General features: G+C 72.8%; 8 protein-coding genes. 2 read left to right on the forward strand and 6 right to left on the reverse strand.

Annotated elements, in window-relative coordinates; genetic code table 11:
• Nucleotides 1-9: 9 nt before the first annotated feature.
• Both ftsX and ftsE read right to left on the reverse strand, forming a co-directional pair.
• Nucleotides 10-927 (reverse strand): permease-like cell division protein FtsX, encoded by a 918-nt coding sequence (gene ftsX / locus AQJ67_RS23375; RefSeq protein ID WP_062721006.1) that lies wholly within the window; start codon nt 925-927, stop codon nt 10-12.
• 37 nt (nt 928-964) lie between these two features.
• Nucleotides 965-1654 carry a cell division ATP-binding protein FtsE gene (gene ftsE / locus AQJ67_RS23380; RefSeq protein WP_062721007.1) on the reverse strand — a complete coding sequence of 230 codons (690 nt, stop codon included), beginning with the start codon at nt 1652-1654 and terminating at the stop codon, nt 965-967.
• 297 nt (nt 1655-1951) lie between these two features.
• Here ftsE and AQJ67_RS23385 point away from each other — a divergent pair, with 297 nt between their 5' ends.
• Nucleotides 1952-2143, forward strand: coding sequence for a hypothetical protein (locus AQJ67_RS23385; RefSeq protein ID WP_048586204.1), 192 nt, complete (start codon nt 1952-1954; stop codon nt 2141-2143).
• 89 nt (nt 2144-2232) lie between these two features.
• Here the strand turns inward: AQJ67_RS23385 and AQJ67_RS46950 are convergent, their stop codons facing one another.
• The 4 genes from AQJ67_RS46950 to AQJ67_RS23405 form a co-directional block, all read right to left on the reverse strand.
• A complete protein-coding gene (locus tag AQJ67_RS46950) occupies nt 2233-2874 on the reverse strand; it encodes an LPXTG cell wall anchor domain-containing protein (protein WP_062721008.1) in 642 nt (213 codons plus the stop codon).
• Between the two features lie 294 nt (nt 2875-3168).
• Nucleotides 3169-4275 carry a peptide chain release factor 2 gene (prfB, locus tag AQJ67_RS23395; RefSeq protein WP_062721009.1) on the reverse strand — a complete coding sequence of 369 codons (1107 nt, stop codon included), beginning with the start codon at nt 4273-4275 and terminating at the stop codon, nt 3169-3171.
• A 451-nt stretch (nt 4276-4726) separates the two neighbouring features.
• Entirely contained in the window at nt 4727-5971 is a 1245-nt protein-coding gene (locus AQJ67_RS23400; RefSeq protein ID WP_062721010.1) for a serine/threonine-protein kinase, read from the reverse strand.
• A gap of 135 nt (nt 5972-6106) precedes the next feature.
• Entirely contained in the window at nt 6107-7789 is a 1683-nt protein-coding gene (locus AQJ67_RS23405) for a serine/threonine-protein kinase (protein ID WP_062721011.1), read from the reverse strand.
• 360 nt (nt 7790-8149) lie between these two features.
• Between AQJ67_RS23405 and AQJ67_RS23410 the strand changes: the two genes are divergently transcribed.
• Entirely contained in the window at nt 8150-11626 is a 3477-nt protein-coding gene (locus tag AQJ67_RS23410; RefSeq protein WP_062721012.1) for an FHA domain-containing protein, read from the forward strand.
• Nucleotides 11627-11642: the final 16 nt, after the last annotated feature.

An 11642-nucleotide genomic window follows, 5' to 3' on the forward strand; every position in this document is an offset into this window, starting at 1 on the left:
TGGCGTTGGTCACACCTTCAGATACTTGCGCAGCGCGAAGAACGCCGCCAACGCGGGCATCAGCAGGCTCGTCGCGAGGATGAGCGGGAGCTTGGTCAACACGGCTTCCCAGCCGATGAAGTTGACCAAGGTCAGCTGGTCGGCCAGGGCGAGGCCGTGGTCGATGAGGAAGTACCGCGCGATGACCAGGAACGCACAGGCGACCGTCCCGCCGATGAGGCCGGCGACCGCGGCCTCCATGATGAACGGCGCCTGGATGTAGAAGCCGGAGGCGCCGACCAGGCGCATGATCCCGGTCTCCCGCCGACGGCTGAACGCCGAGACACGCACCGTGTTGACGATCAGCATCAGCGCGACGACGAGCATCAGCGCCATCACCGCGCGCGCCGCCCAGTTCATGCCGTTGAGCAGCTTGAAGAGGTTGTCCAGGATGCCCTTCTGGTCCTGCACGGACTGCACGCCGTCCCGCCCGTTGAAGGCGGTCGCGACGACCTGGTACTTCTCGGGGTCCTTCAGCTTGATCCGGTACGACTCCTGCAGCTGGTCAGGCGTGAGCGAGGCGGCCAGCGGGGAGTCGCCGAACTGCTCCTTGTAGTGCTTGTACGCCTGGTCCTGCGACTCGTACGTCACCTTGTCGACGACCGTCATCTTGTCCAGGTCGGTGAGGATCTGCTTCTTCTGGTCCTCGGTGACCGCGCCCTTGGCGCAGTTGGGGTCGGACTCGGCGTCGGCCTTGTTGCACAGGAAGACCGAGACGTTGACCTTGTCGTACCAGTAGCCCTTCATCGTGTTGACCTGGTCGCTCATCAGGAGCGACCCGCCGAACAGGGCGAGCGACAGGGCGACGGAGACGACGACGGCGAACGTCATCGTCAGATTGCGGCGGAGACCGACACCGATCTCGGAGAGTACGAACTGGGCGCGCATGGCGGCTTCTTCAGGCCTTTCCGGACTTCTACGGGGGTCAGTGCTGGTAGCCGTAGACGCCGCGCGCCTGGTCGCGGACGAGGCGGCCCTTCTCCAGCTCGATGACGCGCTTGCGCATCTGGTCCACGATGTTCTGATCGTGCGTGGCCATCACGACCGTCGTACCGGTCCGGTTGATCCGGTCGAGCAGCTTCATGATGCCGACGGAGGTCTGCGGGTCGAGGTTGCCCGTGGGCTCGTCCGCGATCAGCAGCTTGGGCCGGTTGACGAACGCGCGCGCGATGGCCACCCGCTGCTGCTCACCACCGGACAGCTCACCGGGCATCCGGTCCTCCTTCCCGCCAAGGCCGACGAGGTCGAGCACCTGCGGGACGGACTTGCGGATCTCGCCGCGGGACTTGCCGATGACCTCCTGCGCGAAGGCCACGTTCTCGGCGACCGTCTTGTTCGGCAGCAGCCGGAAGTCCTGGAACACCGTCCCCAGCTGGCGCCGCATCTGCGGCACCTTCCAGTTGGACAGGCGCGCGAGGTCCTTGCCCAGAACGTGCACCTGCCCGTGACTGCACCGCTCCTCGCGGAGGATCAGCCGCAGGAAGGTGGACTTTCCGGAGCCCGAGGACCCCACGAGAAACACGAACTCGCCCTTCTCCACTTCCAGGGACACATCCCTGAGTGCGGGGCGGGTCTGCTTGGGGTAGACCTTGGAGACGTTGTCGAGTCGGATCACGGGTGCACCATGGGTCGCCGGGGGTAGATGGGGGGACCATACGCGAACCGGGGGCGGAGGCGCAGTCGCCGGAAGGGGTTGCGCAAGGGTTGTGCACATTTGTGCCGGATGAGGGGGACGCCCCAAAGGGGCGCGGGGAACTGCGCGACCAGCCCCATACGGCCCGCGGCCGCGAGACAATGGGAAACCACCCCTCCGAGAGCGCCCGCGCCCTCCCAGGAGGAACCTGGCACAGTAGAGGGAGGGGAACATTCTCGGGGCCGCATCCGTTGAACCCCCGGAGGGAAAGGGTGGCGCATGACGTACGACCGGCTGGTGTGCGCGAACTGTGCCGCACCCGTGAGTGAGGGCCGCTGCCCCGTGTGCCGGGCGAACCGAGAGCGGCTCCAGCAGGAGAACCCGTTCGCGGGTCTGAACCCGATGACGCTGATCGCCCTGCTGGCGGTGCTGATCGCGGCGGTGGCTCTGCTGGCGCACCAGACCGCATAGGCGGACATGACGAGGGGCCCGGAGCGTAGGCGCTCCGGGCCCCTCGGCCGTACGGCGTGATATCACGCAGCGTGGGCGACCGGCTACCGTCAGGCAGCCGCACCGCCACGGCCGCTCACGAGGCGCGGCAGGATACGGAAGCCGATACCGCCGGCGATCATCGTGGCAGCGCCGACCAGCAGGAACGTGGTCTGAGCGGCACCGGTCTCGGCGAGCTCGTCACCGCCGCCCTGGGCCGAGGTGCTGGCACCCGTGCCGGTACCGGTGGTCTCCGTGCCGGTGTCCGTCAGGGAAGAGGAGCCCTCCTCCTGCGGGGACGTGCCACCGTCGGGGTCGGTGTTGTCGTTACCGCCGCCGTTGTTGCCGTTGCCGTTGCCGTTCCCGTTGCCGTTCCCGTTCCCGTTCCCGTTGCCGTCGTCACCCGGGTCGGTCGGGTCGATGGTCGGGTCCTGGGTGGGCTCCTGCGGCTCCGTCGGGTCCACCGTCGGGTCCGTCGGGATGGTGGGCTCCTCGGTGGGGATGCCCGGGTCGGTCGGGAGGTCCGTCGGAACCGGCGGGTCGGTGGGAACCGGCGGGTCGGTCGGGTCGGTCGGGCCTCCGAGGCAGATGCCGAGCAGGCAGTCCTCCGACGGCGCGGCGGATGCGGCACCCGCAGCGGTGATCGAAGCACCAGCCGCGATCACGGCACCGGCCGCGAGGCGCGCGATACGGACCCGCGTCTTCTTCGTCATGTGGTTGCTACCCCCAGTAGCTGAATCGTCAGTGAGGCGGCGCTCGGGGGCCGTGATCGACGGAGGTAGTACTGAAACTCAAGCCCCCCGGTTCACATGCGCCCCAGAGATACGCATGCCACGCTTTACCCTTCCCATTTTTCAAAGACACGTCAAGGCCGTTTGCGGGCGCCATGTCCAAATACGGGAGCTATGACAGGGGTTGGAGCCTGTGAGTGTGATGTAAAACCCAGACATGCAGGCACAGAAAAGGCAACCGCCGCCGAGGTGGCGGCAGTTGCCTTGTCGACAAAGTTACTTCTCCTGCTGCTTGCGCCAGCGAATTCCGGCTTCGAGGAACCCGTCGATCTCACCGTTGAACACGGCCTCGGGGTTGCCGACCTCGAACTCGGTGCGCAGGTCCTTGACCATCTGGTAGGGGTGCACCACGTACGACCGCATCTGGTTGCCCCAGGAGTTGCCGCCGTCGCCCTTGAGGGCGTTCATCTTCTCCTGCTCCTCCTGGCGGCGCCGCTCGAGCAACTTGGCCTGGAGGACGTTCATCGCGGTCGCCTTGTTCTGGATCTGCGACCGCTCGTTCTGGCAGGAGACGACGATGCCGGTGGGGAGGTGGGTGAGTCGCACCGCGGAGTCGGTGGTGTTCACGCCCTGACCGCCGGGGCCGGACGACCGGTACACGTCCACGCGCAGCTCGGACTCGTCGATCTCGATGTGGTCGGTCTGCTCGACCACGGGGAGGATCTCGACGCCCGCGAAGGAGGTCTGCCGCCTGCCCTGGTTGTCGAAGGGCGAGATACGGACGAGCCGGTGGGTGCCCTGCTCGACGGAGAGGGTCCCGTAGGCGTACGGCGCCTGCACGGCGAAGGTGGTCGACTTGATGCCGGCCTCTTCGGCGTACGACGTCTCGTAGATCTCGGTCTTGTAGCCCTTCTGCTCCGCCCAGCGCAGGTACATCCGCTGCAGCTTCTCGGCGAAGTCGGCGGCGTCGACGCCGCCGGCCTCGGCGCGGATGTTGACGAGCGCCTCACGGGCGTCGTACTCACCGCTGAGGAGCGTCCGCACCTCCATCTCGTCCAGCGCCTTGCGGACGGCGGCGAGCTCGGACTCGGCCTCGGCACGGGTGTCCGGGTCGTCCTCCTCCTCGGCCATCTCGAAGAGAACGCCGAGGTCGTCGATACGACCGCGGAGGGCCTCGGCCTTCCGCACCTCCGCCTGGAGGTGGGACAGCTTGCTGGTGATCTTCTGCGCCTCGTCCGGGTTGTCCCACAGGGACGGCGCGGCCGCCTGCTCCTCGAGCACGGCGATGTCTGCCCTCAGCTTGTCGAGGTCCAGAACGGCCTCGATCGACTCCATGGTCGAGGAGAGGGACTTGAGCTCTTCGGATACATCGACGACTGCCACGCCTCCAGCGTAACGGCTCCGCCAAGCGCCGGACCCCGCCGCCCTTGGCCGAGCCGCACCCGGCATCACCGCTGGCGCACCAGGGGGCTCCGCCCCCTGGACCCCCGGACCTTTGCCCACCCACCGCCCGACTCGGTCGGCCAAGAGGCCGGACTCGAAACCTCGGGACTCAACCGTCCCCCTCAGCCCGTCCCGCATTTGAGAACGAGGCCCTGCCCCGAGCCCTCACCCACCCGCGGGGGGCGCCGGGCCTGGATCTTTCAACCCGTCCGACGTTTTGAGGACAAGTCTCAGCCGCCCCCAGCCCCCACCCACCCACAGGGGACTACACCGACCCAGGCATTTCCAGCCCGTCCGGCGTTTGAGGACGAGGCCCGGTGGGCCGACAGCGGGGGTCTGGGGGTGCAGCCCCCAGGGATGGGACGGGTAGGGGCGGCGGGGGCGAGGGAGGTCAGGGGCTTGCCGGGGCCGAGTTGTTCGTGTCCTGCGGGGTCGCGTCCGCGTCGTCCCCGGAGGTCGCCAGCCACGTGCCCACCCCCGCCGCCGCGACCAGCGCCACCGCGGCCGCCCCCAAGGCCACCCGCCGCCGCCGGGCCACCGCCCGATGCCGCGCCGACCCCGGCCGGGGCGCCCCGGCGGCCCGCGGCACCCGGGCCGTACCCCGCGCACCCCCGGCCAGCTCGTCGGGCCCCGGCACCCTCATCGACGTATGCGTGTCCCGGTTGGAGTCGGCCGGCTTCGCCCCCGGCACCAACGGCACCGCACCCCGCCGCCGCACCCGCTCCCCCGCCGGCGCCGCTTCCTCCGCCACCACCGGAGCCTCGTCCTCCGCGGACTCCGCGTCCGGCTCGTCCACGTCCAGCGGCGGCATCCCGGCGACCAACGGCAGCAGCTCCCGCAGCCGCGCCCCGAGCTCCGACGCCCGCAGCCGCGAGGCCGGCGCCTTCGCGAGGCACTGGATGAGCAGCTGCCACAGCTCGTCGGGGATGCCGGGCAGCGGCGCCACCGTCTCCGTGACGTGGCGGCGCAGGACCGCTCCGGGGTGGCCGCCGCCGAACGGCGTGAAGCCGGCCAGCAGCTCGTACAGGACCGTGGCGAGGGCGTAGATGTCGACCGCGGCCCGCGGCGGCAGGCCCTCCACGATCTCCGGCGCCAGGTAGTCCGGGGTCCCGATGATCTTCGTGGCGCGTGTACGACGCGGTGAGTCGATGAGCTTCGCCACGCCGAAGTCCGTCAGCAGGGCGGGGTGGGCGCCGCCCGGGCCCAGCGGGCCCTGCATGTCCAGGAGGACGTTCTCCGGCTTGACGTCCCGGTGCACCACCCCGGCCGCGTGCGCCGCCGCCAGGCCGTCGGCGATGTCCGCCACGATCGCCACCGCCGCCTCGGGCGAGAGCCGCCGGTCGCGGTCGAGCCGGGTGCGCAGGTCGGTGCCCCGGACCAGGTCCATGACGAGCGCGAGGTCGTTGCCGTCGACGACCAGGTCGCGCACGGAGACGACGTTCGGGTGCTCCAGACCGAGCAGTGCCGTGCGCTCCTGCACGAAGCGTCCGACGAGCTCCTGGTCGGACGCGAGATCCTCGCGCAGCAGTTTGACGGCGACGGGCCCCTCGGGCCCCTCGCCCAGCCACACCGTGCCGGCGCTGCCCCGCCCCAGGATCTGGTTGGCGGTGTACCGGCTGCCGATCTTCCGTGCCAAGGCTGCTCCTACAGACGCGTGTGTCGCTAAAACTACGCGTCCGGAGAGCCAACCTTCACCGCCGAGGCGGAAATCACCCGCCAGATGTCGACAAATAACCAAACCAGCCGACGCGGGCCGGGTGGTGACCCAGGGTCAGTTGGTGCCCGAGCCTCCGCCCGAACCCCCGCCCAGGTCCCCGATCCACCCGGACACACTGCTGAACCAGTCGCTGAGCTGCTCCCAGTAGCCCTTGCCCGTGCCGATCCAGTCCTGCAACGGGCTCAGCTCCCAGATCAGCCAGCCCGCGACGAACAGGATGATGATCGTGAACAGGCAGCCCTTGAGGCAGCCGAGCCCGGGGATCCGCATCGGGTTGGCGCTGCGCTGCCGGGGCTGACGCGGCTCGCGCTGCGGCCGCTGCGGCTCCGGCGTGGGCCGCGGGGCGTATCGCTGGGGCTGTTGCTGAGGCTGCTGCTGCGGCTGGCGCGGTGGGGCGTACTGCTGCGGCTGCTGCTGCGGGTGGCCGTAGCCCTGCTGACCGCGGCCCTGCGGGGGTCGCTGCTGCTGGGGGTGCGGCGGCTGCTGGGGCTGCTGCGGGTGGGCGACCTGGCGCTGCGGGCGGCGGCGCAGCGGGTCCTGGTTGGGGTCGAGGTACTGGACCTGGGTCTGCTCGTTGCGGTCCCGGGCGGCCCGCAGCTGGTTCTGCCAGGGGTGCGGCTCCTCGGGGCCGGGTTGACCTGGCTGCTGTCCGGGCGGGCCCGGCGGCATCGACGGCATGACGGCCGTAGGGTCGGCGGCGCCCGTCGGGCCGGGGGCACCGGTGTGCGGCAGGACGCTGGTCGCGCCGTTCGGGTCGTACGCTCCCGGCGCCGAGCCGTGCTGCATCACCTGGGTGGGGTCGGCCGAGCCCGGCACGGCGGCCGGCGCGGGGTCGGGCGCGAGCAGCGCGGCGACGCCCTCGGCGGCGGCGATCTGCGCGGAGTTCGCGTGCACGCCGATGCCCTCGGCGACGACGCGCAGGCCACGGGCGAGGTTCTCGGCGCTGGGCCGTTCCTCGGGGTTCTTGCGCAGGCAGCGTTCTATGACCGTCCAGAGCGGGTCGGGGACCGTGGACGGGCGGCGCGGCTCGGCGCTCAGGTGCTGGTGCAGGACCTCCAGGGCGGAACCGCCGCCGAACGGCGGACGGCCGGTGACCAGCTCGTAGAGGAGGATGCCGGCGCCGTAGATGTCGACCGCGGAGGTCTGCGGGCGGCCCTCGGCGGACTCGGGCGCGATGTACGCGGGCGTGCCGACGAACTCGTGGGTGCGGGTCAGGCCCGGGGAGTCGGCGAGGCGGGCGATGCCGAAGTCGGTCAGCATCGGGTGCATCTGGCCGCCGTTCTGCTCCAGCAGGACGTTGGCGGGCTTCAGGTCGCGGTGGACGACGCCGTCGGCGTGGCTGGCGGCGAGGGCGTCGGCGATCTGCGCGGTGAGCAGGGATGCGGCGACCGGGGTGAAGGGGCCGTTCTCGCGCAGGTAGCGGTGCAGGTCGGGGCCGTCGACGAGGTCCATGACCAGGGCCAGCAGCTCGCCCTCGACGACCAGGTCGCGGACCCGGACGATGTTCGGGTGGGTCAGCCGCAGCAGGACGGAGCGCTCCCGCAGGAACCGCATGACGATGTCGGCGTCGCTGGCGAGCTCCTCCTTGAGGACCTTGATCGCGACGGTCTCGCCGGGCTGGCCCTGCACGGCCGCCTCGGCGCCCGCGGTCTCCCGCTGGCGGGCTCGCCAGACGGTCCCCGTGGCGCCGCGACCGAGCGGCTCCTCGAGGAAGTACTTGCTGCCTACCGGCCGCACGTCGCGCTCCCTGCTGCTTGCCTACGTTCCGAACCACTGTAGTGCCGTGCCCCCGGGCACCGGCTTGTCGTCATTCTGTGCGTCTTACGTATGGCTTCCCGCACATGTTCGAAGGAAAGACGCTCGGCTCTGTCTCGTGGTTGCCGCAAGCGGAAGTGAGCGATCTCAACTGATCGCCGGCGGTGCAGTTGTCAGGCACTTTTGCGGGCAGAGCCGACCAATCAAGATCACTTGCCTTCGGGCGGGGGGCGCGTTGTCAGTGGCAGGTGCGAGGATGCCTGCAGTGCGTGGAGTACTGGCCGATGTGCTCGTGTGGGGTGGGGGTGGTTGGCGCCCTCGCAGAAGGGACCGCTGACGCCGATGCAGATCCGGCTGACCGTCGTAGACCCGCTGGCCCCGTCCACCCCGGCGCGAGGACGCGCCGCGAGCTGCGACGTGCTGGTCACGGCGCCCGCGGGTACGGCCCTGGCCGCGGTGGCGTCGGCGCTCGCCTCGGCGGTGTCCGCGGGCGACGGCCCGGTCGTGCTGTACGCGGGCGCGGAGCGGCTCGACGACCGGCGCAGCACTCTCGGCGAACCCCCTCTGACAGACGGCGCGATGCTGTCCCTGGGCGCCCCCGCTGCCCCCGAACCCCACCCCGAGCTGGACGACGCCCCGACCCAGCTCCAGGTCGTGGCGGGCCCGGACGCGGGCGGGGTCCATCTGCTGCACGGCGGCGAGATCCGCATCGGCCGCTCCGCCGAGGCCGACGTACCGCTCGACGACCCGGACGTCTCCCGGCTGCACTGCGCGGTCACGGTCGCCTCCGACGGCCGCGTCTCGGTCGCCGACCTCGGCTCCACCAACGGCACGACGCTGGACGGCACCCGCGTGACCACCCGCCCGGTGCGGTTCGCGCCGGGCGCGCTGCTGCGGATCGGTGAGTCGGCGCTGCGGCTGGCTCCGACCGGGGGCCCGGGGGCGCGCGTGCGGACGGAGCCGGACGGCGAGGGGCACACCCGCGTCCCGGCCGCCGGCCAGGGCGTCGACGCGCCGGACGGCCCGCCCTCGGGAGCCGGGGCGCCGGTGCCTCACGCGCGTGTGGCGGACGGCGGCGACACGACGGCTCGGGACCGCGGCCCGGTCGAGCCGTCCGGCGTGCCGGTGCAGGGCAGGGCGCCGCGGATCGAACGGGACGGCGGGTCCGGGAGGACGCTCCCGGCACCGCGCGCGGGCGACACCCACGGCGCCGGCTTCGGAGTGGGCGCGCTCGACGAGGGTGACGAGGACGAGGACGGCAGCCCCGAGGGCGGGGGCGCCGGCAGCCGCCGCAAGGGCACTCCGTTGCGGGGCACCGACGTGCCGCCCGGTGTGCGCAGGCGCGGCGGGCTCACGGCATGGGCGCGACGGCTGACGGGCGGACGCGGCGAGCAGGGCGCGGCGACCGGGCACGAGACGTACGACGACGAGATGCCGCCAGCCGAGGCGCTCGGGCTCCCCACGGCGACGACCGGCTCCCGGCAGCCGGAGACCTGGCCGGACCCGGCGTCACTGCTGCTGACGGCCCTCGGCCCCGGACCCCGGCTGTGGGAGCGCGCACCGGGGCACCCGGAGGCGCTCACGGTGCGGCTCGGCACCGCCGACCGCGCGGCGCCCGACGGCTCGGGGCTGCTGCCCGCCGTACCGGTGACCGCCGATCTGCGGGAGGTCGGGGCGCTGGGGTTGGCCGGCCCGCGCGAGCGGCTCGCCGGGCTGGCCCGCGCGGTGATCGCCCAGCTCGCCGCGCTGCACTCGCCGGACGTGCTGGAGACGGTCCTGATCAGCGCGGACCGCTCCCGGTCCGTGGAGGAGCGCACCGCGGAGTGGGCCTGGCTGGGCTGGCTCCCGCATGTCCGGCCCGGGCACGGCCAGGACTGCCGGCTGCTGCTGGCCTACGACCGCGAACAGGCGGCGGCCCGCACGGAGGAGCTGCTGCGGCGGCTGGAGGACCTGACGGCGGAGTCGGCGGACGGGGCCGCGGGCGCGAGTCCGGCCCGGACGACGGTCGCCGGCGCGGAAGGCCAGGTCCCGGACCGGCGTGCCGGTCGCCGGCCCTCCTGGGCGCGGGACGACGAGTCGGGCGACGGGACGGCGGACGGGTTCGCGGGGCCGTACACCGTGGTCGTCGTGGACGGCGACCCCGGGGGCACCGATCTGCGGGAGGCGGTGGCGCGGCTGGCGCTGGAGGGCCCGCGGGCCGGTATTCACGTGGTGTGCCTCGCCGAGACGGCCGCGGCCTCGCCCGCGTCACCGGTGACGGAGACCTATGAAGCGGCCTGCACGGTGGCGCCGGCGTTCCGCGAGTGCGGGGCGGTCGGGCTGCTGAGCGGTGATGTGGCGACGGCGCTGCGGCTGGTGCGGGTGGCTCGGGGCGGGGCGGTCCCGACGGCCGGGCAGGCACCCGGTGACATGGCCGGCCACAGCTCGGGCAGCGCACACAACCCGCCCGGACACAGCTCCCCGGACCACGGCCCCGCCCCCGCCTCCGTTTTTGCCTCCCCTGCCCACGGTCCCGTCGGGCACGGCACCGTCGCCGCGGTGGACGCCGTCTCGCTCGCCTGGGCGGAGCGGTTCGCGCGGGCGTTGGCGCCGTTGCGTACGGAGGGGGCCGTCGGGGAGCGGCACGCGCGTGTGTCGGTGCCGTTGCCTCAGGCGGCACGGCTGCTGGACGAGCTGGGGCTGGCCCGGGCCACCCCGGCGTCGCTGATGGCGCGCTGGGCCGACGCGGCCGACGATCCGGAGGCCCTCGGCGGGCGCGCGTGTGCCGTGCTCGGGGCCGGACCGCGCGGCCCGGTCGGCGTGGACCTCGGGGCCGACGGACCGCACCTGCTGGTCGAGGGGCCGCCCGGCAGCGGGCGTACGGAGCTGCTGCGGGCCGTCGTCGCCTCGCTGGCCGCGGCCGAGCGGCCGGACCGGCTGGGCGTCGTGCTGATAGACGGCCGGGACGGCGTCGGCGCGGGCGGCGCGCACGGCGACGGGCTGCGGGTCTGCACGGACGTGCCCCATGTCACCACCCACCTCACCGCCAACGACCCCGTCCGGATGCGGGAGTTCGCCCAGTCGCTGAGCGCGGAGCTGAAGCGGCGCGCCGAGCTCTTGGGGCGGTCCGACTTCGCCGAGTGGCACACGGGGCGTGCGCTGTCGGGCCGGGTGGTCGCACAGCGCGCGGCGGGCGGCGCCGGGGCCGGTGCAGGGGGCGGTGCAGGGGGCGGTGACTTCACCGGGGATCTGGACTCGCCGCCCAGTTCGACGATCCGGCTGCGGCCGGGGGCGGCCCGTCGGCAGGCCGAGGCGCAGGCCGTGCCACCACTGCCCCGGCTCGTCGTGGTCGTGGACGACCTGGACGCGCTGGTGTCGCCCGCGCTGGGTTCGACCGGCAGGCCCGCCGCGGGTTCGGTGATCCGCGCGCTGGAGGCGGTGGCCCGGGAGGGCGAGCGGCTCGGGGTGCATCTGGTGGCCGCCGCGGGCGTCGGGGGCCGTACGGCGGAGTCGGAGCCGGCCCGCCGGGCGACGCTGCGGGTGACGCTGGACGCGGTGACGGCGGGGCCGGACGAGCCGGCGCCGGGGCGTGGGCGGCTGACCCGGGCGGACGGCAGAGCGGTGCCGTTCCAGGGCGGCCGGGTCACGGGCCGTATCCCGCGGACGGCGACGCTGCGGCCCACGGTCGTGCCGCTGGAGTGGCACCGCATGGGCGACCCGCCGGCCCGCCGCCCGGTCCGCGAGCTGGGCAACGGGCCCACGGATCTTGCGTTGCTCGCCAGTGCGCTGGAGCGGGCGGCACGGGAGGTATCGGCGACCGAGGTGCCGTCGCTCCTGTGACGCGGGTCGGCGTTTT

Source organism: Streptomyces caeruleatus (assembly GCF_001514235.1).
GTDB classification, from domain to species: domain Bacteria; phylum Actinomycetota; class Actinomycetes; order Streptomycetales; family Streptomycetaceae; genus Streptomyces; species Streptomyces caeruleatus.